The 23,506-nt window shown below is 68.4% G+C and carries 22 protein-coding genes and 1 pseudogene; 11 read left to right on the top strand and 12 right to left on the bottom strand.

What is annotated here, in order from left to right; genetic code table 11:
* Positions 1-9: 9 nt before the first annotated feature.
* Positions 10-1,245, bottom strand: coding sequence for a hypothetical protein (locus tag SYV04_RS34155; RefSeq protein ID WP_321550198.1), 1,236 nt, complete (start codon positions 1,243-1,245; stop codon positions 10-12).
* A 290-nt stretch (positions 1,246-1,535) separates the two neighbouring features.
* Between SYV04_RS34155 and SYV04_RS34150 the strand changes: the two genes are divergently transcribed.
* Positions 1,536-1,958: a Fur family transcriptional regulator gene (locus SYV04_RS34150; RefSeq protein WP_321550434.1), complete on the top strand. Its 423-nt coding sequence runs from the start codon at positions 1,536-1,538 to the stop codon at positions 1,956-1,958.
* Positions 1,955-2,467 carry a TlpA family protein disulfide reductase gene (locus SYV04_RS34145; protein ID WP_321550197.1) on the top strand — a complete coding sequence of 171 codons (513 nt, stop codon included), beginning with the start codon at positions 1,955-1,957 and terminating at the stop codon, positions 2,465-2,467. Before SYV04_RS34150 ends, SYV04_RS34145 begins: the two co-directional genes overlap by 4 nt.
* Before the next feature lie 10 nt (positions 2,468-2,477).
* Here the strand turns inward: SYV04_RS34145 and SYV04_RS34140 are convergent, their stop codons facing one another.
* Positions 2,478-3,023 (bottom strand): hypothetical protein, encoded by a 546-nt coding sequence (locus tag SYV04_RS34140; RefSeq protein WP_321550196.1) that lies wholly within the window; start codon positions 3,021-3,023, stop codon positions 2,478-2,480.
* Between the two features lie 34 nt (positions 3,024-3,057).
* Positions 3,058-3,525, bottom strand: coding sequence for a hypothetical protein (locus SYV04_RS34135; protein WP_321550195.1), 468 nt, complete (start codon positions 3,523-3,525; stop codon positions 3,058-3,060).
* 141 nt (positions 3,526-3,666) lie between these two features.
* Here SYV04_RS34135 and SYV04_RS34130 point away from each other — a divergent pair, with 141 nt between their 5' ends.
* The 5 genes and pseudogenes from SYV04_RS34130 (at position 3,667) to SYV04_RS34110 (ending at position 8,631) form a co-directional block, all read left to right on the top strand.
* The gene (locus SYV04_RS34130) at positions 3,667-3,948 is read left to right on the top strand and encodes an FtsB family cell division protein (protein WP_321550194.1); all 282 of its coding nucleotides are present in this window, start codon (positions 3,667-3,669) and stop codon (positions 3,946-3,948) included.
* The gene (locus SYV04_RS34125; RefSeq protein WP_321550193.1) at positions 3,945-6,113 is read left to right on the top strand and encodes a sensor domain-containing diguanylate cyclase; all 2,169 of its coding nucleotides are present in this window, start codon (positions 3,945-3,947) and stop codon (positions 6,111-6,113) included. Before SYV04_RS34130 ends, SYV04_RS34125 begins: the two co-directional genes overlap by 4 nt.
* 12 nt (positions 6,114-6,125) lie before the next feature.
* Positions 6,126-6,911: a class I SAM-dependent methyltransferase gene (locus SYV04_RS34120; protein WP_321550192.1), complete on the top strand. Its 786-nt coding sequence runs from the start codon at positions 6,126-6,128 to the stop codon at positions 6,909-6,911.
* 181 nt (positions 6,912-7,092) lie between these two features.
* Positions 7,093-8,343 (top strand): annotated as a pseudogene (gene hemA, locus SYV04_RS34115) (glutamyl-tRNA reductase); the annotation flags it as partial.
* On the top strand, positions 8,326-8,631 hold the full coding sequence (locus SYV04_RS34110) for a hypothetical protein (protein WP_321550433.1): 306 nt from the start codon (positions 8,326-8,328) through the stop codon (positions 8,629-8,631). The pseudogene hemA and the gene SYV04_RS34110, both read left to right, overlap by 18 nt.
* 2 nt (positions 8,632-8,633) lie before the next feature.
* Here the strand turns inward: SYV04_RS34110 and SYV04_RS34105 are convergent, their stop codons facing one another.
* The 7 genes from SYV04_RS34105 to SYV04_RS34075 form a co-directional block, all read right to left on the bottom strand.
* Entirely contained in the window at positions 8,634-8,891 is a 258-nt protein-coding gene (locus tag SYV04_RS34105) for a hypothetical protein (protein WP_321550191.1), read from the bottom strand.
* A 64-nt stretch (positions 8,892-8,955) separates the two neighbouring features.
* Positions 8,956-9,957 (bottom strand): tetratricopeptide repeat protein, encoded by a 1,002-nt coding sequence (locus SYV04_RS34100; RefSeq protein ID WP_321550190.1) that lies wholly within the window; start codon positions 9,955-9,957, stop codon positions 8,956-8,958.
* Positions 9,954-10,997 carry an ABC transporter ATP-binding protein gene (locus SYV04_RS34095; protein ID WP_321550189.1) on the bottom strand — a complete coding sequence of 348 codons (1,044 nt, stop codon included), beginning with the start codon at positions 10,995-10,997 and terminating at the stop codon, positions 9,954-9,956. Before SYV04_RS34095 ends, SYV04_RS34100 begins: the two co-directional genes overlap by 4 nt.
* Positions 10,997-12,670 (bottom strand): ABC transporter permease, encoded by a 1,674-nt coding sequence (locus tag SYV04_RS34090; protein ID WP_321550188.1) that lies wholly within the window; start codon positions 12,668-12,670, stop codon positions 10,997-10,999. Before SYV04_RS34090 ends, SYV04_RS34095 begins: the two co-directional genes overlap by 1 nt.
* Positions 12,667-13,716 carry an ABC transporter substrate-binding protein gene (locus SYV04_RS34085; RefSeq protein ID WP_321550187.1) on the bottom strand — a complete coding sequence of 350 codons (1,050 nt, stop codon included), beginning with the start codon at positions 13,714-13,716 and terminating at the stop codon, positions 12,667-12,669. Before SYV04_RS34085 ends, SYV04_RS34090 begins: the two co-directional genes overlap by 4 nt.
* 43 nt (positions 13,717-13,759) lie before the next feature.
* A complete protein-coding gene (locus tag SYV04_RS34080) occupies positions 13,760-14,101 on the bottom strand; it encodes a hypothetical protein (protein WP_321550186.1) in 342 nt (113 codons plus the stop codon).
* Positions 14,102-14,286: 185 nt separating this feature from the next.
* Positions 14,287-14,871, bottom strand: coding sequence for a phospholipase A2 family protein (locus SYV04_RS34075; protein ID WP_321550185.1), 585 nt, complete (start codon positions 14,869-14,871; stop codon positions 14,287-14,289).
* A gap of 125 nt (positions 14,872-14,996) precedes the next feature.
* Here SYV04_RS34075 and SYV04_RS34070 point away from each other — a divergent pair, with 125 nt between their 5' ends.
* The 3 genes from SYV04_RS34070 (at position 14,997) to SYV04_RS34060 (ending at position 18,143) form a co-directional block, all read left to right on the top strand.
* The gene (locus SYV04_RS34070; protein WP_321550184.1) at positions 14,997-15,425 is read left to right on the top strand and encodes a tetratricopeptide repeat protein; all 429 of its coding nucleotides are present in this window, start codon (positions 14,997-14,999) and stop codon (positions 15,423-15,425) included.
* Positions 15,426-15,551: 126 nt separating this feature from the next.
* Complete coding sequence (locus SYV04_RS34065; protein ID WP_321550183.1) at positions 15,552-16,634, top strand: hypothetical protein; 1,083 nt, start codon at positions 15,552-15,554, stop codon at positions 16,632-16,634.
* Positions 16,635-16,694: 60 nt separating this feature from the next.
* A complete protein-coding gene (locus SYV04_RS34060) occupies positions 16,695-18,143 on the top strand; it encodes a hypothetical protein (protein WP_321550182.1) in 1,449 nt (482 codons plus the stop codon).
* 19 nt (positions 18,144-18,162) lie between these two features.
* On the opposite strand, the gene SYV04_RS34055 is transcribed toward SYV04_RS34060, so the two are convergent.
* Positions 18,163-19,533 (bottom strand): hypothetical protein, encoded by a 1,371-nt coding sequence (locus SYV04_RS34055; RefSeq protein WP_321550181.1) that lies wholly within the window; start codon positions 19,531-19,533, stop codon positions 18,163-18,165.
* Positions 19,534-19,697: 164 nt separating this feature from the next.
* Between SYV04_RS34055 and SYV04_RS34050 the strand changes: the two genes are divergently transcribed.
* On the top strand, positions 19,698-20,777 hold the full coding sequence (locus SYV04_RS34050) for a cupin-like domain-containing protein (protein WP_321550180.1): 1,080 nt from the start codon (positions 19,698-19,700) through the stop codon (positions 20,775-20,777).
* On the opposite strand, the gene SYV04_RS34045 is transcribed toward SYV04_RS34050, so the two are convergent.
* Complete coding sequence (locus SYV04_RS34045) at positions 20,778-23,354, bottom strand: HYR domain-containing protein (RefSeq protein ID WP_321550179.1); 2,577 nt, start codon at positions 23,352-23,354, stop codon at positions 20,778-20,780.
* Positions 23,355-23,506: the final 152 nt, after the last annotated feature.

Below are 23,506 nucleotides of genomic sequence, written 5' to 3'. Positions count from 1 at the left end.
GAACCTCGGTCAGGGCAAAGAGTGATCGGAGTCGGCGCCCAGCTGCTCACGCAGTGAGTCCGCCAGCCCCAGGCGTTCGATGGCGCGCAGGACGAGCTCCTGCGGGGCGCCGTGCTTGCGCGAGACGGCCTCGGCGAGCCCGGACAGGCTCTGGGCGTCCGGCAGCTCGTCGTCCACCAGCGCCTCCAGATCCTTGCGGAGCATCTCCGAGAAGCGCTTCTTGATTCCCAGATCCACCAGGTACTTGTCGCGGCCGAGCATATCCAGGCGCTGCGTGAGCTGGCGGGAGCCCAGCGCCTCACGACGGAAGCGCTCGCGCACGTCCTCGACCTCCTGCTGGAGCTGGAGCGTGGAGATGAGCCGCTGCAGCTCCGAGGGGCTGAGCCCCAGGGCCCAGGCCACCCGACCCGCGGCGCCCCGGTGCTCGGTGTACGCGGCGAGGATGGCCTGCCGCTCCCGGTCCGCCAGGGGGTCCAGCAGATCGTGCAGGCGCAGCACGCTCTCCACGTCGGGCATCTTCAGCTCGCCCTTGGAGCCGTTGTACTGCTCGGCCAGGGACTTGAGCAGCGCGAAGCGGTGCTCGTTCTGCTCGATGGCCGGCTCCAGGACGTCCTTGCCCTCGGCGCGCACCAGCGTCTGGTAGCTGCCCTTGGGCGCGGCCACCTGGGTGAAGCGGCCCCGGGGCTTGGGCAGATCCCGCTTGAGGAAGCGCGGCGCATCGTCCTCGGACTCGAACGGCTCGGGCGCCTCGGCCTCGGTGGCGCGCTTCCGGGGAGCAATGCGCTCCTGGACGGTGGGCGCACCCGAGCGGCTGGCCTTGCCGTCCTTCCCTTGGCTGCCTTCGGCGGAGGCCTCTCCGGCGGGCGCGGGGCGGGGCGGGGGCGCGGCGAACGTGGGCACCGCGGGCTGAGCGGGGAGGGGATCGGGCTTCTTCTCCTCGTGGACCCGAGCCAGCTCCTGAACGACTTCGTAGTAGCCGCAGGCCTGCCGCTGAGAGGCCAGGGAGGCGGCCGTCCCGCGCAGGATGTCGATCACGGCGAAAGGCCCCAGGGGCGAGGCCTCTGGCTCGGTGTCGGTCAGGGTGCGCACACGGAAGTCCTCCTCCTCGGTGAGGAGCGCGAGGGCTTCACGGACCTCGGAGGGGGAGGCGGCCGCTTTGGCGCGCCGACAGAAGTCGGAGACGGCCACCGCGACGGGTGTGGGGACATCATCGGGCTGCCGTCTTCTCTGCCACTGGCTATTCATGGGGAAAGTTTCGGAAAAATGCTCGTTTACGAAGGCGGTTGCCTCTATCTTCCACGCTGGACGGGTGTCAATGAGCCAGACAGAGTCCAATGTAAACAGCCTGAGCCCGGCGCAAGTTCAAGTTCACGCCGAGGTAGCGGCGGAGGGAGCGCTTCTCCGCCCAGTGGGTAGGAGAAGGTAGCGCCATGGGGCCGAGGACCCGTCAGATAGAGGATGAAACCCTGTTGGGGGGAGGCACGCTGCTCGTGAACGCGGAGTCGAAGGAAAAGGAAGAGGTGCTGAACCGCTACATGGCGCAGCACGGGCTGAAGAGCACGCGCCAGCGCAGCCTCATCATCGATACCTTCTTCTCGGTGGGCGGCCACCTCTCGGTCGAGGAGCTGTGGAACAAGGTCCGCGAGCAGGACACCAAGGTGTCGGTGGCCACCGTGTACCGGACGATGAAGCTGCTCAACGACTGTGGGTTGGCGCACGCGCGCAACTTCGGAGACGGGCAGACGCGCTACGAGGCGGCCGCGGGGCGCCACCACCATGACCACCTCATCTGCACCCGGTGCGGGCGCATCGTCGAGTTCGAGAACGATCGGATCGAGGCGATGCAGGAGGCGGTCGCGAAGAAGCACGGCTTCACGGTGACGTCGCACAAGATGGAGCTGTACGGCCTGTGCAAGGACTGCCAGCGCATTCCCGGCTCGCCCAAGACCGAGGCATGAGGCCGTCGCGCCGCGCCCTGGCGTGGGCCCTGGTATTGGGGCTTGCCGCGTGCCGGACGACGAAGGCCGTGGAGGCTCCGGGCGAAGGGTTCCTCGGAGCGTTGGAGCTGCCCGGGGTGGGGCCGGTGCGCTACAGCCCGGCGGAACTCTCGGGGCAGGTGGTGCTGGTGACTTTCTTCGCCACCTGGTGCTTTCCGTGCGTGGCGGAGATCCCCACGCTGCAGGCGCTGCAGCGCGACTACGGCCCGCGAGGCTTCCGGGTGGTGGCGGTGGGGATGGATCTGGATGGGAAGCGGGTGCTGGCGCCGTTCGCCGAGCACTACGAGCTGAACTACCCGGTGCTGCTGGCCAGCGAGAGCATCATCGCGGGGCAGAGCGCCTTCGGGCCGATCCGGTCGATGCCCATGGCGGTCATCCTGGACCGACAGGGGCGCGCGGTGTCCGCCTGGCAGGGCGTGGCGAGCCACGAGGACGTGGCGAAGGAAGTCGAGAAGGCGCTGGGCAAGTAGCGACGCCGGGTCAGGGCAGGCGATCGGGCTCGCTCGTGAAGAACGCGTGAAAGAGCGTGGTCTGTGGTGGCTTGAGGGGCTCCACGAAGAGCGGAATGGGGGTCTCGGCGATCTCACGAGGAAGCGCGGTCACTGTGAAGGTGGCTTCAATCCTTCTGGCGATGACCTCCGCCGTCTGCCGCATGTCCGAGGGGAGCGGCTCGAAGTAGACCCGGGTCTTGCGTCGCTTGATGTCACTGCTCGCGTACTCCACGCCGTAGAGGGTGTAGACGGGCGCGAGGATGCTGACGCAGCCGACGACGATGAACCGGGTGGGGCGCTCGGGCTCGCTCGTACGGGGTGAGTATGCGGCACAGCGAAAGCAGGCATCGGGCGTCGCGGTGGCGTCCCCAATGGTGAGTCCTGGAAGTTCCTTCCTGAGGCTATCCAGGAACGCCCACCACTCTTCGAGCTTGCGCAGTTCCTGCTCCCAAAGATCCTGGAGCCTTTGATTCTCAAGGCTGGTGTCGAAGCTGTAATCGTAGGGCCTGTCAGAGCGCCAGTAGCGTCTCGCCACAGCCAGTAATTCGTCTGCTGAGAAGGACATGGTTCTACTGGCCGACGACAACGGGCTCAGTGGCCTTATGGCAGATCGTCTTGACGACGGAGCCTCTGAGGGCGTTCCTCAGCGTCGAGTGAAAAGCTCCCTTGAAGCTTTCACAGGCAAACCCCAGTGGCGTTGTGGGCGTAGTGGAGCCTAGGGCGACTTGTGCGGCCAGGTTGGCACAGTCGGCGGCGATGCGTTGCGCCAGCGGCGCGGAGATCATGCCATCCACTTCGGTCTTGATTGGCATTTCAATACCCAGTTTGCAGATGAACGCGTCACCGATGTCTCTCCTGATGGGCACGTGGAGACAAGCCGCACGCCATCCACCCGGCTCATCGCCTTGCTGGTTGACGACCGTGACGAACTGGAAGTGCTTGGGGTAGAGGCTTCCTTCAACCAGGGTCAAGGTGCCCGTGGCACAGCCTGGAAGCATGGGGAGCAATAGAACGAGCACGCGGACCCGCAGCATCACGTGCGGCAAGGTACACGAGCGTGGGTGCGCCCCCGGTCCAGCCCCTTCTCATGCGTTGTGGCCTCAACAGGAGGACGAGTGCTACAGGCCTGGAGCGGAAATCTTGCCTGGCCCTCGGTCGCTGGTACCGTCCAACCGCTCATGACAGCGCGGAAAAAGTTCCTGGTGGTGGCGGCGGTGGTGGCGGGGGTGCTGTCCCTGGCCTCCGTGGCCGATGCCCGGGGCTTCCGGCGCTACCTCAAGCTGCGCCAGGACGTGGAGTCGCTCCAGGAGCGCAACCGCGTGCTGGCTGAGCAGAACGACACCTTGCTGCGGGAAATCAACGCACTGCGCAAGGATCCCGCCGCCCTCGAGCGCGCCGCCCGCGAGGAGCTCGGCTACGTCAAGCCGGGCGAGCTCGTCTTCCACCTGGAGACGCCATGAACGCGCTCTCGTCCGTCCCGCTGATGCCCAAGGTCGTCCGTCACGCGGTGCGCGCTGTGCCCGCGGCGTCCGTCCTGCTGGTCTTCGTACACCTGGCGCGCAACGGCTTCCGGGGGCTGGACACCCTGGAGTGGACCGAGGCGTGCCTCGTCTCCTTCCTGCTGGTGGGCCTGGGGCTGACGGCGTGGCGGCGCATCCGGCGCAACGCCCTGGGCGCCGTGCTGGAGCTGCGCGACGACCTGGAGCTGGGCGGTGGCCTCATCGCCGCGGCCTTCATCGTCGTGGCCATCGGGGGCGGGGAGCTGTTCCCCATCGTCTACCTGCTGATGGCGTTCCTGGTGGCCTTCCTGCCGCGCAACGCCGGGCTGACGCTGCTGGGCGTGGCGCTGGTGTTCGACGGGCTCGTCACCCTGGGCGCGCCGGGCGGAGGCAACGGGGCCTCGTTCGGCATGCACGCGCTGTTCCTCGCGCTCTTCGCGGGCCTGTACCACCTGGTGCTCTCGGCGCGCATCGCCGTCGCCCGCCGCGCGGAGAACGACGCGGTGCAGAAGCGCATCAAGGAGGTGGAGGAGCGCGCCCGCACCTTCCGCCTCATCAACTCCGGCACCCAGGACAGCTTCACCGGGGGGATGAACCAGGACGAGAAGTGGCTGGTCGCCTCGGTGAAGGAGATCGAGGGCGCGGTGGGCGCCGCGCTCGAGGTGGCCGAGACCGCCCTGCGCACCCACACCTGCGCGGCCTTCCTGCTCGCCTCGGATGACCGCAGCCTGAAGCTGTACGACTGCCGCTCCTCCTCCGAGCGGGTGCAGCGCGAGCGCTTCCACGCCGGCGAGGGCATCATCGGCGGAGTGCTCAAGCGCCAGGCTCCGGTGCGGATGAACTCGCCCAACGGGCTCAAGGGCATCACCTATTACGACGGCGGCGGGACGCAGCTGGCGGCGGTGCTGGCGGTGCCCATCATCGAGGCCAGCGGGCTGGTGCGCGGCGTGTTGGTGGCGGACCGGGTGACGCACGAGCCGTTCTCGGACCAGGACGAGCGGCTGTTGACCACCATCGCCGGCGAGGTGCTGCGCGCCATCGAGGTGGAGCGGGTGATGACGTACATCCGCAAGAGCCGGGACGAGAAGGACCGGTTCTTCCGCGCCATCGAGGAGCTGAACCGCGCCGGCAGCCCGGAGCAGGTGTTCATCGCGGTGCTGGAGAGCGCGCGGCAGATCGCCAGCCTCGACTTCTGCGCGGTGACGCTGGTGTCCGAGGTGGAAGGCAAGCGCATGCACCGGGTGGCGCGGATGACGGGCGTCACCGCCTCGGGCAAGGCGCTGGAGGGCAGCGCGTTCCCGGACAACAACGGGCTGGTGGCCAACGTGGTGCGCTACGGGGCGCCGCTGCCGGGCCGGGACATCAAGGCGATGGACCGGCAGGTCATCTTCGACGAGGAGACGCAGATCCGCGGCCTGGGCGCGCTGAAGATCTTCCCGCTCACGGCGGGCGATCGGATCCTCGGTACGCTGGTGGCGGGCTCGCGCAAGAAGGCGTTGGACCAGGACGTGCTGCGGATGCTGGAGGTGATGGCGATCCAGGCGGCGCAGGCGGTGCTGCGTGCGCAGCTCTTCGAGCAGATGGAGCGCATGGCCACCACGGACGGCCTCACGGGGCTGCTCAACCACCGCACGTTCCAGAGCAAGGCGGACGAGTCGCTGGCGCAGGCGCGGCGCTACCAGCGCAAGCTGTCGATGATCCTCACGGACATCGACCACTTCAAGAGTGTCAACGACACGTACGGCCACCCGACGGGAGATGCGGTGCTCCGGGGTGTGGCGAAGATCCTCCGGGACAAGGCGCGGGACACGGACATCGTGGCGCGCTACGGCGGCGAGGAGTTCGCCATCATCATGCCGGAGACGGATGCGAAGGGCGCGCAGGTCATCGCCGAGCGCATCCGCGAGGCGGTAAAGGCCGAGGTGTTCCAGACGGAGATGGGGCCGCTGAAGGTGACGATGTCGCTGGGCATCGCCACGGGGCCGGACCACGGCTACGAGAAGCAGCAGCTCATCGACCTGGCGGACCAGTGCCTGTACCACGCGAAGCGCAACGGCCGGAACCAGTCGGTGACGGTGGCGCAGATGCAGGGCGGCAAGAGGCTGCAAGTGGCGGAGGCGGGGTAGTTCTTCGGGCGAATGCGCGTCCCCCTGGCCGTCACCACCAGCGCCCGCCCGCGCGAGGAACTCGTCACCCGGGCGCGGGCCTCCGCCAAGGCGTGGGGCGTTCCCTTCTTCCCGCGCCGCTCTGGGGAGGGCATCGCCGACTGGTTCGACGCGCGTGCCGAGGCGCTGATCGTCTTCGGGCATGACGGCGTGACGCTCTGGGACAAGGAAGGCCACCACGGCTTCCACGCGGGCATGGCCCACCTGCGAAGGATGCGGCTGGCCGCGGGCGAGGGGGATACCTTCGTCCGGGTAGCGGAGCTGCGAAAGGGCGACGCCGTGCTCGACTGCACGCTGGGGCTGGGCCAGGACGCGCTGGTGGCCTCGCTCGCCGTCGGGCCCACGGGCAGGGTGGTGGGGGTGGAGAAGAACCTGGCCCTCTACGCCCTCGCCTCGGCCGGGATGAAGACCTACGCGTTCGGACCGGACTCATGCCACGTGGAGGTGGTGCATGCGGATGCGCACGAGCACCTGCGCACGTTGCCGCCGCGCTCCTTCGACGTCGTCTTCTTCGATCCGATGTTCGCGCGGCCCGGGAAGGCACAGCCCGGGTTCGACGTGCTGCGCCGCTTCGCCGACCACGCACCGCTCACCCCGGAGACCCTGGAAGAGGGCAGGCGCGTGGCGCGGCGGTGGGTGGTCGTCAAGGGTGCCCGATACACCGACGATCTGAGGAAGCTCGGGCTCCAGCCCGAACCCGGCTCCCACTTTAGCGATGTCGTCTGGGGCCGGGTCGGGCCGTCCGAAGGCTCTCCGTAGCTCTGGTCGGCTTCGGAGGGCGACGCAAGCTGGGCATCCACCGGTCGGGTGAGACTCGAGACGTGTTAACGGCAGTGCGGTTTCATGAACTGACGTGTGGCGCTGTTGACGATTCTGCGCTTCCGGATCGTGCTCGGGTTCGTTCCCTCCTACGCTTTCACGACAGGGAGGTGCGCCTGATATGGAACTGTGCTGCATCAGCGTGTCTCACAAGAAGACCCCCCAGGGTCTTCGCGAGCGGCTCTCGCTGCCTGAGGCGAAACAGGTGGAGGTGCTCCAACGCCTGGCCCAGGCGCCTACCGAGGCGATGCTCGTCTCCACTTGCAACCGGGTGGAGCTGTACGTGGCTTCGCCGGACCTGAACGCGGCGGTCGAGCTTGCACGCGCCGAGCTGCTCCAGCTGGGAGGGCTGGAGATATTTGAGCATCTCCAGGAGTACCAGGGAGATAAAGCCCTGGAGCACCTGTTCCGCGTGGCCGCCAGTCTGGACTCGATGGTGGTGGGCGAGGCGCAGATCCTGGGTCAGCTCAGGGATGCCTTCGAGCAGGGAAAGCGAGTGGGCGCGGTGCGCGGCGTGCTCAGCTGCGTGTGTTCGGCGGCCTTCAAGTGCGCCAAGCGTGTACGTGCGGAGACGGCCATTGCTCGAACAGCGCCCTCCATGGCCTCGGCGGCTGTCGAACTGACGTCGAAGGTGTTCGAGGAACTTGGGCACAAGACGGCGCTGGTGGTCGGGTCGGGGGACATGGCCAAACTGGCGGCACGGCATCTGAAGCTCGTGAAGGTGGGACAGCTGATCATCACCAACCGTACGCTGGCACACGCCGAGACATTGGCCTCCAAGGTGGGAGGCGTGGCGCGCCCCTTCGAGGAACTGCAAGAGTTACTGAAGAAGGTCGATGTGGTGGTGAGCGCGACGGCATCGCCTGTACCCATTTTCACCCGCGAGAACGTGAGCCCGGTGGCCAGGGCACGCCGGTTCCGGCCCTTGTTCATGCTGGATCTGGCGGTGCCCCGGGACATCGCCCTGGACGTGGCCGAGTTGGACTGGGTCACAGCCTACGACGTGGACGATCTCGCGAAGTTCTTCGAAGCCAACAAGGCGAATTGGGCTGTAGCCGAGCAGGAGGCCTGCGTGCTGGTCACCCAAGCGGTGTCACACTTCATTCGCGACCGAGAGGCGCGACACAAGATGCCGGTGTTGTTGCGCCTGCGCCAGTGGGCAGCTCGAATCGCCCAGGAGGAGGTGGCACGGACGCTGTCCGTGGTAGGCGAGGGCCTTACGGGCCAGCAGCGCAAGAGCATCGAGGCGATGGCACGCGCTATCGTCAACAAGCTGTTGCACAAGCCCACCACCTGCCTGCGTGCAATGGGGCACGAGGGCATCTCGGACGTTGCAGCCAAGTTGTTCGGCCTGATGGAAGAGCCCTCCGGAGGAATCCGTCGAACTCTCCATGAGGTGCCTGTGCTGGAGCGACTCTGGAAGAGGGCCGAGCAGATCGCCAAGGACGAGACGGAGAAGACCCAGGCTGTCATGGCCCGGATCATTCGCAACCTGGGTGGAGTGCTCACAGACGCGCAGCGCGAGAGCATCGAGCGCTTGGGGCAGACGCTCATCGGCAAGTTGCTGCACGAGCCTACCGTGCGCCTTTGTGCTGTCGGGCCCGGAGAAGAGGCCCACCAGCTCGCAAGCGCTGCCGCCGAGTTGTTCGACCTTCCGTAGGACTAGCAGTTGTCCCAGGTGTTGGCCCGGACCTGGTCACAGCTCGCCTTCTTGAGACACGTCTCGCTCTTCTCGGACTGGTCGGCGAGGTTCTGGGTGCATTCGAGCTTCTCGCCGTCCTCGTCGGAGTCGGGAGCGCTGATGCTGCACTCCTTGTAGCGGTCCTTGAGGGTGCTCTGGAACGAGTCGCACGCATTGGAGCAGCCGGTGGAGAAGACGGCAGCGGCCGCCAGCAGACCCGCCAACATGACCTTCTTCATGAATTCCTCCCTGGGGTTCCCAGGGCATCTGGTGGCGCTGGCCCAGAGAGTCAAGTCACACACTTCACTCTCGCCACGTGTGTGGACAGTAGCGGCACTGCCGGGCCTGGGGTGTCCGCGCCAGACCGCCGCACTTCGGGCAGCGGTTGATGAAGACCTTCCCGGGGTGCTCCGTGAGCAGGCGCTGCTCGAGGGCATGGACGATGGCGTGTTTCCCTCCGGCCAGAAGCGCCAACACCTGGGGATCATCCGTCGCCCATTGCTCACCCTCGGGGGTCCGCAGCTTCCCCATGGAGAGGGCCTTCTCTTCCTGCGGAGTCATCCATTCCGAGTAGTAGCGCTGGATGTAGCTGACCAGGGGGATCACCTCCGGCGGTGGGGCCTCCTGTAGGGATGAGCCGCGGAGTGCTTCATCCCGGGTGTGTGGCCCCACGTCCTCGTGCTCGAGGAGCGTGTACTCGAAGCCGAGGAGCTGCCGCACGATGCTGGAGACGCCCTGCTGGAGCGCGGCATCCACCTCACGTCGCGCCTCGTCGAAGCGACCCGCGCGCCGCAACACGTCCACGAGGAATACCCGCTCCACGCCCTTCCAGTCGGCCTCGTCGCCCCTCCAGCGGCGCAAGGCCTCGCGCCGGGCGAGGAGCGCGTCCGCGACGGCCGAGCGGTACTTGTGGGCAAGTGCGCGCTCTTGCGCGTCATCCGCCACCCAGGCGGCATGCAGCCGCTGCTGGGCGGCATCCGCGTCCCGGCCGGCCGCCTCCTTCAATAGCGCCAGGCAGAGGAAGCGATTGGCGAGGAACGGTGTGTCCGCCGCGTGGAGCTGCTCCTGGTACGTGGGGCGCTGGACGGCCTCGCGCGCGGAGGGATCGCCTTGGGAGAGCTCCGTCGCGCAGTAGCCGCACTCGGGGCATGTCTGGACCCAGACGGGCATCGTCGAGCGAGCCATCTCCGGCGGTCGTCCATCCAGATCGGGCGAGCCTCGCGAGTGGGTGCTGTAGGGCAGGCGTTGCTCGCTAAGAGTACCGCAGACGAAGCACCGCAGGAGTTTGTCGACGATTCGAGTCATGGAGGAGCCCCTGGGGTGAACAGCTTCGCCTTGCGGATGCGGACCTTCAGCATCTGTCCGGCGCGGACCTCTATCGGAGGGCCCACCACGCGCAGGAGCGTGTCTCCTACGGGGAAGCGGTACTCCGCCGCGTGTCCCAGAAATAGACGCGCGGAGAGGGGAAGCGGGGTGCCGTCTTCACCCAGATCCAGATCTTCCGGCCGGACCACCAGCGTACACGGGCCGGGGCGGTGGCTGCCCTCGGACGGGAGTGCGAACACGACGTCCCGACCGGAGCAGTGGAATGCGCCCTCTCGCACCTCGCCCGCGAAGACGTTCGCCCCGCCGACGAAGCCAGCGACAAAGGGGGTTGCCGGCTCGTGGTACAGCCGCTCGGGAGCATCCACCTGTTCGATCACGCCCCGGTTCATCACCGCGATGCGGTCCGACAGGGCGAGCGCCTCCGCCTGGTCGTGGGTGACGAAGATCATCGTCGTGCCCAGCCGTGCCCGCAGGGTGGCGATCTCCGCGCGCAGCTCCTCGCGGAGCGCGGCGTCCAGGTTCGACAGGGGCTCGTCCAGCAGCAGCACGCGCGGGCTCGATACGAGCGCCCGGGCCAATGCCACGCGCTGGAGCTGCCCACCGGACAGCTCGTGCGGCATCCTCGCGGCGAGCGCCTCCAGTCGCACCCAACGCAGGGCTTCCCGGACGCGCGTGGCGATCTCCGCCTTGGGCAGGCGGCGCAGCGTCAGTGGATAGGCCACGTTCGCCTCTACCGAGCGATTGGGCCACACGGCGTAGCTCTGGAACACCATGCCCAGCCCGCGCCGCTCGGGAGGAATCCGTATCCCAGGCCCCGCCACCGTCTCGCCGCCAATGCGGATGACGCCCGCATCCGGGTGCTCCAGCCCGGCGAGCATCCGCAGCGTCGTCGTCTTGCCGCACCCGGAGGGCCCCAGCAGCGAGACGAGCTCTCCCTCGCGCACTTCGAGGGAGAGTCCTCGCACCACGGGAGTGGTGCCGTAGGACTTCACCAGATCCTGCAGCGCGATGGCCGCCATCACCGCACCTCCGCCGTGCCCCGCCGCATGAGGGCCAGGAGTACCTGCCCCAGCAGCACGAGCGCCACGAACGCGCAGGCGAGCACCGCCGCGGCCGAGGGATCCGCGTAGCTCTGCAGCTCGAACAGGAGTGTCCCCAGCACCTCGGAGCCGGCGGGGACGAGGAGCACGGACATGGTGATCTCCGTGGCACAGGCGAGGAACGCCAGCACGAATGCCGCGATGAGCGCCGGGCGTAACAAGGGAAGGGGTGCGTCGAGGAAGGCCCGCAGCGGACCGGCCCCGCTCACCCGTGCAGCCTCGGCGAGGGATGGATCCACCTGCGCCAGGGCCTCGGCGCTGTTCTGCGTGCCCAGCGCGAGGTACTTCGCCGAGTAGGCGATGAGGAGCAGCCACGGCGTGTGCGCCAGCGCGAGCACGAATGCGACGCGGTCGAGCAGCACGAACCGCAGATCCCGCGAGAACGCGACGAGGAGCGAGATGGCCAGCACCGTGCCCGGGACGGCATAGGGCCACGCGGCGAGCGCCTCCACGCCGGCCCCGAAGCGACGGAAGTGGCGCCGGAGCACCGCGCCCGCGAGCCCGAAGGCACAGACGAGCAGGCCCGCTCCGGCGGCGAGCAGGAGGCTGCGCCCGGTGGCCCGCAGTGTTCGAGGCTCGAGGAGCACTCCCGACCAGTGCGTGAGCGTCAGGCTCTCCCAGGCCAGCTCCGCGCCGAAGCTGCGCTGCACGGACGTCAGGACGACCGCGCCGAGCGGCAGCAGGACCAGGATCGCGCAGAGGGCGCCGACCCCCACGGTGGCCAATCCTCGGCCCCGTCCCAGCGGGAAGGGACGCGGAGAGACGCCCTTGCCCGCGCTCAGGCGTACCCGGCCCGAGCGCCCGAGAACCCAAGTGGCCCACAGGGCGAGCGGGGTGAACAGCAGCAGAGCGGCGGCGAGGACCACGGCGCGCGCGAGGTTCCCTTCGCCACCCAGGAGGATGAGTTCATAGATGCGGGTGGTGAGCACGCGCGTCGGAGGCGAGGCCGACACCCCGAGGATGTACGGCACACCGAACGCCGAGGCCGTCATGAGGAACACCATCACCGCGCCCGAGAGCAGCGAGGGGAGGGCGAGCGGGACGGTGGCCGCGAACAGGGCACGGAGCGGGGAGGCGCCACACACGCGCGCGGCCTCCTCCAGGGCGGGATCCACCCTGCGGAGCGCGGCGGCCCCCGCGAGCAGCACGAGCGGCAGACCGGACAGCCCCTCGACGAACGCGATGCCCGCCGCACCATAGATATCGATCGAGCCTTCTCCCAGGAGTCGATTCAGGTAGCCCGCGCGAGGGCTGGCCAGCAGGAGCCAACCCATCCCCCAGATGAACGGAGGGATGGCCGAAGGGAGGGTGAAGAGCACCGCGAAGCCACGCCGCAGCGGCAGGTCGGTGCGAAAGAGCAGGATCGACAGCGGAGCCCCGACCCCGAACGCGAACGCCGCCGCTCCGAGGGAGATGAGGAGCGTGTTCCCGAGGATCCCCGTCTCGCTCGCCAGAGCGGCGAGCGCGCCGCCGTCCAGGGCGCCCACGCTCCGCAGGATGAGCACGGCAACCGGACCGACGGCGAAGAACAGGATGGGCACCAGCCAGGCGCCGAGTCCCCACCACCGTGCCTCGGGGGCGCGCACGTTCATCGGGAGAAGGCCCGGCTGAACAGCTCCTTGGTGGCGCCGCCGCGCGTCAGGCCCCGCTCGACCAGCTCGGGCGTCCACGGCTGAGACCGCGACAGCAGCGTCTCCAGTCCTGGCTCTCCGCGAGGGCCTTCGAGTCGAGGGTCCACCGCGTGCATATCGCCCTTCTCCACGATGATGCGCTGGCCCTCGGGGGACAGGAGCAGGTCCACCAACGCCTTCGCGGCCACCGGATTGGGCGTGGTCTTGAAGATGGCGACAGGGCCGGGAATGAGGACCGCGCCGTCCTCGGGCCACACGAAGGCGATCGGACTCCCGCGCGCCTGGGCCGCCAGCGCGTTCTCCAGCAGCAGCACCCCACAGTCCGCCTCGCCGCTCTCCACCTTTTGCAGCACGGCCGCATTGCCCCCGGCGACGAACGCCCCCCGCTCACGAAGCTGCTCGAAGAACCCATCGCCATACTTCCCCTGGACGAACACGGCCCACGTGAACGCGGTCCCCGAGGTGAGCGGATCGCCAAGGGCCGCGCGTCCCTTCCATCGCTCGCTCGCGAGGTCCGCGAAGGAGGTGGGTGGGGCGCTGGCGCCCTTCCGATGCACGAGGACCATGGTGGCCAGGCGCGCCGCCGTGTAGTGCGCGTCGAGTTCGAGCAGCGAGCGCGGCACCCGGAGCCCGTTCGGAGAGGCGTAGCGCAGGAAGGCGCCCTCGCGCGTGAGCCGCTCGTACAGGAAGGGATCCGAGACGGCGAGCACATCCGCGCGAACGGCACCCGCGGCGCGCTCGGCCTCCAGGCGGCTGGCGACCTTCTCGCTCCCGGCCTGGTACCACTGGACGTGTACCTTGGGCAGCTTCTCCTTCAGCAGTGGCTCGAACGCATCGATCACGTGCCGGTACATGGACGTGTAGACCCACACCTCTCCCGAGGGCTCACTGTCGCGGGCCGCCGAGACGGACGCATCCGACGGCGCGGCGGTCTCGATCCGGCACGAGGCGAGGAGGAGCACCGCGACCGCGAGGCCGGCTCGAAGGAGGGGAGGGGAGAGGCTCATTCGCCGCCGATTATGCGGCACGCGCCCCGATGTGCCACCCCACTCACTCGTACCAGGTGGGCGCGATTCCCGAGATCGCAGGATCCGCCGCCACCCGACAGAGCGACGCCCAGGCCTCATCCGTGAGCGCGCCGTGCGGCTCCAGACACCTGTTGTCCGTGGGGAAGAAGTAGAGGTCCTCGCGAGACAGATCGCACCGGATGCGTCCGGCACCGCCCATCGGACCCTGGATCTCTGGAGCCAGCCGCCGCACGCGCTCCACCACCTGCGCATCCTTCGGCAGGCAGAACTCTACCGAGCCATCGTTGCGACAGCTCGTCTCCCGCGTGAATCGCAGCTTCTCCGTAGGACACGCGGGAGCTGGGGCAGCAGGAAGCTGCGTCACAGACCCGGATGCGCACCCTGCCAGGAGAATGGAGAGAACCCGGCAGGCCACCCTCAGCCGCATGTCGATACCTCCTCAGCCTGGGGCGGCGCTTCCGCCAAACCTGTCTGGTTGTCTGACAGGTTCATCCAGCGCCTGCAGCCGGCGGGCGCTTCCGCCCGAAGGTGAGACGTTCGCCTTGAAGCCTACGGAGGGCCGTAGCCCTGCACGCGGGAGTTCAGCTCCACCGCGGTGGCGTAGATCTGCGCCCAGGTGCGGAACTTCCAGCGATCCACCATGCCCTTCTGATCGTTGGCGTAGTCGAACAGGTCCTCGCGGAACTGCGCGTCGGCCGCCTTGCGAGCATCGGCGTTCAGCGGCGTGCCCTTCTTCGCGTAGTAGCGCAGCAGGTCGTAGCCGTAGTCGTGCGTCTTGGCCGCCGGATCGAACTCCTTGTCCGGGCCGATCTTGCCGGGGGCCGAGGCATCCCCGTGCGGATCCTGCATCCGCTGGCCGTGCTTCGTCTGGATGGCGTAGGGCTTGTAACCCATCACCTTCTCGAAGTCGGCCGGAGGCGGGCGGGCGCCGGTGAGGTACTCCGACATCAGCTTGCCGTGGTCCCCCGCGGGCGCGCCGGCCACCTGCGCCGTACGCTGCACCGAGGTGGCGCCCTCGAACGAATCACGGACGACGTTGCGCGAGGGCTCGGTCGCCGCCGGGCGGGCAGAAGAGGCCTCCGAGCCGGAGGACACCGGGAGGCGGGACGAAACGCGATCATTGCGGATGATCATGGGGATCTCTTGAGGAAGGCTTTCTTACTTTGTCGGAAGATGTAGTCCTAAAGTTGCGTCGAAGCGGATGACGCACCGCGCGGAACGGAGGAAGCGCTGTGGGAACGGACCTTTATCGAGACGGAATGGCGCGGTTGGAGCAAGGCCAGGTGGAAGAGGGGCGCCGCCTCCTGGAGGAAGCGCTGCGAGCCGACCCCAGCTCCGTGTCCGCCATGCACGGCCTGGCCCGGGCGCTGGATCTGGCCGGGGAGCGGCTCGAGGCCCGCGCGCTGCTGGAGCGGGCCCACGCCCAGGCGCCGACGGAGCCAGAGCCCGCGTGCGATCTGGCGATGCTGTACCTGGAGAAGGAGATGGACTCCCGGGCCGAGCAGGTCCTGGCGCCGGTGTTGAAAGCCCAGCCGGAACACCCGCGCGCCAACCTCCATATGGCCATGGCCCTGGCGAAGACGGACCCGGCGCGCGCACGCGGCCACGCGGCTCAGGCGCTCCGAACGACTGATCCCGAACTGAGGAAACAAGCAGAGGAACTCCACCGCGTGCTCGTTCAACCGTAGCGGCACGTTCTTCCCTCGACAGAGCGGAGAGGGTGACTTGCACGGTAGTGCGCAGAAGGGCCACAATTCACGTTCTTCGATCCTCTTCCTGTGCTCGGCTTTCACCCTTTCTCTGGAGGGACAGCCATGTCCAATCCCGCAATGAAGACCCTTCGTTCCGCCGCGATCGTGGCGGCCGCTCTCACTGCTCCGGTCGCGCTGGCGGGCGCTGAGGACACGGGCGACGTCGCATGTGGCAGCACCGCCGCCGGGTGGAACGTACCCAACGGGGGCCTGGTGCTCAGCCGTGGCGGTGGCGGAGGTCCGATCGCGGCCGTGCTGGACGCGGTCGGCGAGTACCGCACGCACTCGATGTTCTCCCACGGTCCGGGCGGGGACGTGACGCACGAGACGATGTACACGCCGGGCACGAACGGCTGGCCCACCTACTGCAGCACGCCGGTGAAGGCCGGTGAGCTGACCTCGGGCTTCCCGGGCGCCGGCCGCATCAACCAGGGCGCCATCTACCAGTACCTCTATGGTGGCGGCGGCGCGCTCCAGTACCTCGCCTATCAGCGCAGCCGCTCCACCGCAGGCTACGACACCAAGGGGGAGGCGGTCTCCAACTGGCTGCTCAACTCGATGCCCACGGTGGCGGCCACCTCGAAGCAGGACGGGGGCCAGTCGTTCCGCCGCTACCTGGGGCCCAACGGCGCCCCGCTCAACTACACGCTCTACCAGTACCGAGACCTCGAGACGGTGCATATCGGCGGCGCCGGCTGGAACAACGGCATGGTGTGCTCGACGATGATCGCCCACGCCCAGTACAAGGCGGGCTTCGGCGCGGTGGAGCCGAAGATCTACGGCCACTCCACGCTGGTGACGGCGGGCAACTCGCTCTACAGCTCGGTGGAGAACGAGTGCAACTCGGGCCTCGGCTTCTGGGGCGGAGTGGGCTCCAGCATCTCCTGCTTCGAGAACATCTGTGACGACGCCGGCCGCCAGGTCCGCAACTGTATGTCCGCGGGCCGCTGCGACACCGACAGCGGCACCGTGTGGAACAACATCGCCAACGACGGCAACACGGTCGCCCGGTCCATCAGCCCGGACCGGCTCGGCGGCTGGAGCGGCCACCCGTACACGGGCCCCGGCGTGAGCGTGTGGGCCTACGACTCCTCGAACACGATCCAGTGGAACTCGGGCGGCAACGTCTACGGCTGCTGGTTCTAACGCTTGGAAGCGACCGCGAGCAGCAGGCGTAAGGTCGGTGTTGCCACCCTGGGCGTAGGCATGGTGGCGGCGCTCCTGGCATGGCTCCTGTGGGACCGCTCTCCCGCCGAGTCCACGCCCCCGCCGCCGCCCGCGATGCCCGGCCCGAGGCTCACCGAGCCCGGGCCGGGGCCCTCCGCGCCTCAGCCCGAGCCCGAGGCGCCGGTTCCCCCGACGGAGCCTCCCGCCGCCCAGGCCGCCGCCGCCGCGCCGGTGATCGATGAGATCACCGTCGAGAAGAAAGAGGTGTGCGAGGGCGAGGAGAACCTGATCACCGTCCGCGCGCACACGCCGGATGGGAGCGATGCCTACCTGCACTACACGATCGGCGGCCGGCAGGGCCCGCGCGTGCCGGTGCGCTCGTGGATCGCCGATGACGGTGAGTCTCCGAAGCTGGAGGTACGCGTCTTCGGCAAGAACAACGTGTCCACGGCGGCGCCGGTGCCCGAGTTCACGGTCAAGCCGTGCAAGCCCGTGCGCATGGCGCTGGTCACCTCGCGGCTGCGCGCCAACACCTGGGGCGAGTTCGACTTCGAGGTGAAGCTCACCGAAAACCCAGGCCCCGAGAGCACGCCGGGCGTCTCGTTCAAGCCGCGCTCCTATGAGTGGTCCTTCGGGGACGGTGAGAAGCTCACCACGCAGCTGCCGTACGCCTCCCACAACTACGAGGGGCGCAAGCAGGACGCGATGTTCTCCAACCTCCTCGTCGAGGTGACGGTGCATGGCGAGGTGGGCGAGCCGGTGCGCGGCCGCACCTCGCTGCAGCTGATCAACCCGGTGTTCGAGGATCTGACGACCAAGGGCGTGGTGACGCTGCTGGTACAGCTCACGCCGCGCTTCCCGGAGCTGGGCAGTGACGGGGTGGTGCGCCAGAAGGTGCGCCTGTTCCACCACCGCGACAGGCCCGTGTACATCCACAACGCGGTGCTCTTCCGACACAAGCTGACGCCCTCGGAGGCCGTGGGGCAGCAGGTGGTGGACCCCTCCGGGCTGCTGGGCACCAGCATCATCCCCCCCGGCAAGGGCATCGAGTTCGAGGCGAAGCTGGACACGAACCGGGACGCGGACGTGTTCTCGCTGGAGCACTACCTGGAGGGCAAGGACTCCGAAGGCCTGCCTGCACGCGGCGCTTTTTCGGTGATGCGCCCGCCGCCCAAGCCCACCAAGGAGAAGAGCAACCCGGTGACGGATCCGCTCTTCAAGGCGAAGATCCTCGAGGCGCGCAAGCTCCTCAACCGGCCCTACGTGACGGACGAGGACCTGTGGGCGCTGGAGCGCCAGGGGAAGTTCGCGGAGCTGGAGGCGAGGTTCCAGGCCACGCAGGGGCAGACGACCGCGCCCGATGGGCGTGACGCGGTCTCGAAGGATCCTGGACCACCGCCTCCGGGCCCCACGGCCCCGCCAGGCACCGGCGAAGAGAACACCGGGGCGCAGCCCCCGAAGCCTGGCTCGAAGCCGAACGAGCGCTAGACTTCGGGCTGAGCGCGGCCTACTTGTCCTGGCCGATGCCCGACAGCATCATCTGACGGATGTGGTTGGCGCCGTGGCCCTGGGCCCGCAGCTGCCGCGCGTACTCCAGCCACTTGGCGCGCTCGGCCCCGGTGGGCACCCGGTTCGCGTCGTAGGTGGCCTTGAAGTTCTCGTCGATCATCTTGTTGATCGCCGCGTCGCTGGTGTCGTTGCCGCCCTGCTTGTCGCCGCTGATGCCCGACGACATCATCTGCTTGATGTGGTTGGCGCCATGGCCCTCGGCGCGCAGCTGGCGGGCATAGGCGAGCCACTTGGCGCGCTCGGCCCCGGTGGGCACCCGATCCGCGCCGTAGGCGTCCTTGAAGTTCTGATCGATCATCGCGTTGAGCGCGGTGTCGCCGGTGCTGTCACCGCCGCCCTTGTCCCCACCAATCCCGGACAGCATCATCTGATTGATGTGGTTGGCACCGTGGCCCTCGGCGCGCAGCTGGCGGGCGAAGTTCAACCACTTCTGGCGCTCGGAGGCCGACGGAACCTTGTCGTCGCCGTAGGCGGCCTTGAAGTTCTGGTCGATCATCTTGTTGAGCGCGGTGTCGCTGGTGTCGTTGACCCCGCCCTTGTCCCCGCCAATCCCGGACAGCATCATCTGATTGATGTGGTTGGCACCGTGGCCCTCGGCGCGCAGCTGGCGAGCGAAGTTCAGCCACTTCTGGCGCTCGGAGGCCGACGGGACCTTGTCGTCGCCATAGGCGGCCTTGAAGTTCTGATCGATCATCTTGTTGAGGCCGGCGTCGCTGGTGTCGTTGCCTCCGCCCTTCTCCTGGGAGATGCCCGACAGCATCATCTGCTTGATGTGGTTGGCGCCGTGGCCCTCGGCGCGCAGCTGGCGGGCATAGGCGAGCCACTTGGTGCGCTCGGCGCCAGTGGGCACCCGATCCGCGCCGTAGGCGTCCTTGAAGTTCTGGTCGATCATCGTGTTGATCGCCGCGTCGCTGGTGTCGTTGCCCCCGCGCTTCTCCTGGGAGATGCCCGACAACATCATCTGCTTGATGTGGTTGGCGCCGTGGCCCTGGGCCCGCAGGGTCCGGGCGAACTCCAGCCACTTCTGGCGCTCGGCGGGGGTGGGGACCCTGTCGTTGCCGTAGGCGGCCTTGAAGTTCTCCTCCACCATCGCGGTGAGCTTCGCATCGGTGACCGTGCTGGCCGGGGGCTGCGGGTCCAGCTGAGCCGCGTACTGCCGAGACGCCGGCTGCTCGAACCCATCGAGTGCCCTGCGCTGGCCTCCCGTTGCCGCGGGAGTCGTGGCGGACTGCCGGACCTCAGCGGTCTTGGCCGACGGAGGGGTGCGCGAGGTGCTGAGGGGCTGACGATCGCCAACGCGTACGGTCACGGGGGCTCTCCGGAGAGAAATTAAACGGTGGGTATGTAGGGTTTATCGGCGGCAATTGTGGGGAGTTGTGTGACTGGGTGCGTCATGCACCCCCTGTCGGAGTGGCGTTTGTCAGGGTCCGACGGGGTGTGTGAAGGTGAAGGCCCCAGCCACGAGGCATCGACATGCTTGCCCAGCCAGCCACGGGCTTCCCGGAACAGGTCCTCGCACTGCAGGAGTTGATCCGAGGAGGGTTCGAGCGCCACCACACCCACCGAGGCGTCTGCGCCTTCCGCTTCCCCCATGACGCGCGCCTGGACTTCTCCGCCCACCTCGAACCGGGCCAGATCCGGTTCACGCCGGGGGCCGCCGAGGGGGCGAATGCGGCGTTGACGCTCCAGGCCTCGGCGCTCGAGGCCATCACGTCGCTGGGGGGGCAGATCGACTTTCGAGACCCGCGGCTGGCCGAGGCGCTGAAGGCGGAGGGCGAGAACGAGCTCTACCTCCAGGTGGTGCACAGCTGGCAGCGGCCCTCGGCCTGGGCACTCGGGGTGCTCGCGAGGGCCGAGGAGACCTCGCGGCGGCGGACGCGGACGATCGAGCGGTTGGAGCGGCTCGCGGCTCCGTCCGAAGCCGAGGTGCTGGAGCGGATCCGTGCCGGCATCCCGTTCATCGTGACGGGCCTGGAGCCCACGCGCCTGGTGGGCATGACGATCGCGGAGTTCGGGAAGACGTTCGGACAGGCTCGGCTCGCGCTGCCCGGAGCGCCCGAGCCAGTCTCGCTGGCCGCACTCCTGGAGCGGATCTCCCAGAAGAGCGGGGGCCCGCTCTACACGTTGGGGACGGATCTGCCCGAGGATCTGGTGCCTCATTTTCCGCCGGCGTACTTCGCGGACCAGGTCCACCCTCCGCAGATCTGGTTCGGAGCGGGGAAGAACCCGAGCGAGCCGGTGACGCCGATCCATCGCGATCTCGGCACGGGGTTCCTCCAGCAGGTGTATGGCCGCAAGCGCCTCACGCTGTTCGCGCCGCATGAGGCGCCGTGCGTCTATCCCCGGGCCGCGTTCCTGAACTACCAGGCCTGCTGGGTGGCGCCGCATGCGGTGGATCTCCAGCACTTCCCGAGGTTCGCCGAGGCGCACCCGGTGGAGGCGGTCCTGGAGCCGGGCGAGCTGTTCATCCAGCCGCCCGGCTGGTTCCATCAGGTGTACTCGCTGGACGAGGTGACGCTCTCGGTCAGCCACTTCCTCTACGAAGGCCTCTAGCTACGGCAGCGAGAGGTCGACGCTCACCCGGATGCCGAAGTGGCACGAGGCCGAGTTGCCAGCGGCGTCCGTCGCGGTGCAGGCCACCGGCGTGAGCCCCAGCAGGAAGAGCGAGCCCGGAGGAGGAATGCACCGCATCTGCGGGGTGCCGCAGTCATCCGTGGCGCTGGCCGTGAAGTCGAGGACGAGGCCGATCTCTCCCAGGCGGATGCGGGCATCCAGGGAGACGGGGCAGGTGATGGTGGGGGGCGTGGTGTCGCCGACCACCGTCACGTCGAACCCGCAGGTGGACGCGTTGCCGGAGCCATCCGTGGCGGAGCAGGAGACCGCCGTGGTGCCCGGCGGGAACGTGGAGCCCGAGGGGTGCGAGCAGGAGACGGGCGCCTCGCCGCAGTTGTCGCTGGAGGGCGTCTCGTAGTGGACCGGGCTCCCCGCCGCGGCGCAGGTGTTGATGACGCGTGCGGGAGGGCAGCTCACGGCGGGCTTCGTGGTGTCCACCACGGTGACGGTGCCCACGCACTGCGCGGAATCGGCGCCGTCGTTGGCCGTCAGCGTGACGTTGTGGCTGCCCAGGCCGAAGGGCCCGTTGGGCGACTGGGAGACGGAGAACGGCCCGGGCTGCTGGTCGGGATCGTGGCTGCCGTTGTCCACGCTGGCGCTGGCCTGGCACTGGGCATCGGCGTTGACCGTGACGTTCTGGCAGAGCGCCACCGGCGGCACATTGGCCGGTGAGCAGGTGAGATCCACCGTGGCGGAGGCGGTGTTGTTGTCCTCGCGGCACTCGGTCTCGCGGCCGGTGCCCGAGCCATTGTCATCCACCACGACGAAGACCTCGGCCGACCCGGCGGGGACCGTGCCCAGGGTGAGCGAAGCCAGGACGCTGCCGTTGGCGGGGATCGCCTCGGCGAGGGTGGCGGTGCCGAGCAGGGTGCCGCCCGAGGCCGGGTTGCCACGATAGAAGGACACCTTCACGCCCGCGGCCACGCCGACGCCGCCCTGGTTCGTCACCTGGGCGCTGAGCTGCAGCACGCCGCTGAACTCCCCGTCACCGCACGAGGCCGTCACGTTGGCGGCGATGAGATCGACGGCGGCATAGGGGTTGTCGCCCTCGCCCAGGTAGTTGGCCGCGTTGCCGTGGAAGCTGTTGAGCTTGGGCCGCAGCCAGTGGCTCACGGGGTGGGCGGGGATGGAGCCGTCGTTGTTGACGTTGGTGATGGAGTAGGCCGACTGGTTCCAGATGCGGCGGGTGCGCGCCCAGCCCTCGAGCCGGTCGTGGTACACGCGGATGCCGTTGTAGGGCGGATAGGCGGTGTTGTTGGTGGCCACCACGAGGTCGGCGGCGAAATCGCCGTCCACATCGGCGATGACCGGGTTTTCGTGCGTGGTGGCCGAGCTGTGGCGCGTCTCGAAGCGCACCTGGCCGGTGGCGCCGTTGTAGATGCGCAGCGACACCTCGTCGGCGAACACCAGCTCGACCTGGCCGTCATCCTCGAAGTCGAAGACGGCGGCGCTGGCCTTGCCCGAGCTCCAGTCCTGGATGGTGCTCGTCCACTTGAGCGTGCCGTTGGTATCGAAGACGCTGAACGCCCTGTCGCCGCTCACGGCGACCTCGGGCAGACCGTCGCTGTCCACGTCCGCGAGGATGGGCGCGCCGCCGCAGCCATCCGCGCAGCCGCCGGGGATGGTGGCAGTCCACTTCAGGGCGCAGTTGTCATCCAGCAGGCTCACCTTGCCGTTGCCCGCCACGACGATCTCCCCCTGGGTGTCGCCGTCGAAGTTGCCCACGGCGGCCGTGCCATGGGGGATGTCCGTGTTGGCGCACAGCAGCGTGCCGTCCGCCTTGTAGATGGAGCGACCGTTGACGAGTTCCTGCGTGCCGTCCTGGTCGATGTCGGCGCCGAAGGAGACGGGGCCGGTGTACTGGGCGCCGCCCATGCCGTCGGAGCCCACCCACTTCAGCGCGCCCGTGTTGCTGTAGACGCGGTTGCCGTCGAGGATCTCCACGGTGCCATCACCATCGAGGTCCGCCAGCGAGGGGCCGCCCCACTCGTTGTAGTCGTAGGCGTCCTCGGCCGAGCGGAACTTGAAGGTGCCGTCGTTCTCGTAACAGATGATTCCGCGCCCGTTGAAGGGGATGCCACAGATCTCCACCAGCCCGTCACCGTCGATGTCGCCCGCGGCGATGCTCGCGCCGGCCTTGACGCTGTGGGAGGGATTCGTCACCGCCCACAAGTCGTGCCCGTCATCGCCGCTGATGGCGCGCAGCACGCCGTCGTTCAACTCGTTGCCGGCGAAGGTGCTGAAGACGATGTCGGGGATGCCGTCGCCGTTCACCTCCACGACGATGGGCGTCATGATCACCTGCTTGAACTCGGGGGCCAGCGCGCTCCCGGTCCACTCCCAGGCCAGCTCCGGCTCGAAGTTGGGGGTGAAGGGTGGGATGACCTCGCAGTCCGCATCCCCCAGGTTCCCCGTGTTCCGCCCGCTGCGCTCGTCCTCCGAGCCCGTGGCGCTGCACCCACCGCTCACCGCCAGCGCCACCAGCGCCGCCAGCAGCCGCTTGCGACCGTTTCCCATTCCACCCGTACGGTCAGGGACGCACTGTCTCTGCACCATGTCGCTTCCTCCGCTTTCGGGGCCTTGGCCCGCCGACCCAGAGTCCAGAGTGACTTGAGTCGAGCGGGTTTTTCGGGATCTTCCCGAGAGAAGGGGAGTGACACCTACGTTGG

The organism is Hyalangium ruber, from assembly GCF_034259325.1.
Lineage (GTDB): Bacteria > Myxococcota > Myxococcia > Myxococcales > Myxococcaceae > Hyalangium_A > Hyalangium_A rubrum.
The sequence above is the reverse complement of the archived record's forward strand: the minus strand, read 5'-3'. Positions and strand labels throughout refer to the sequence as shown.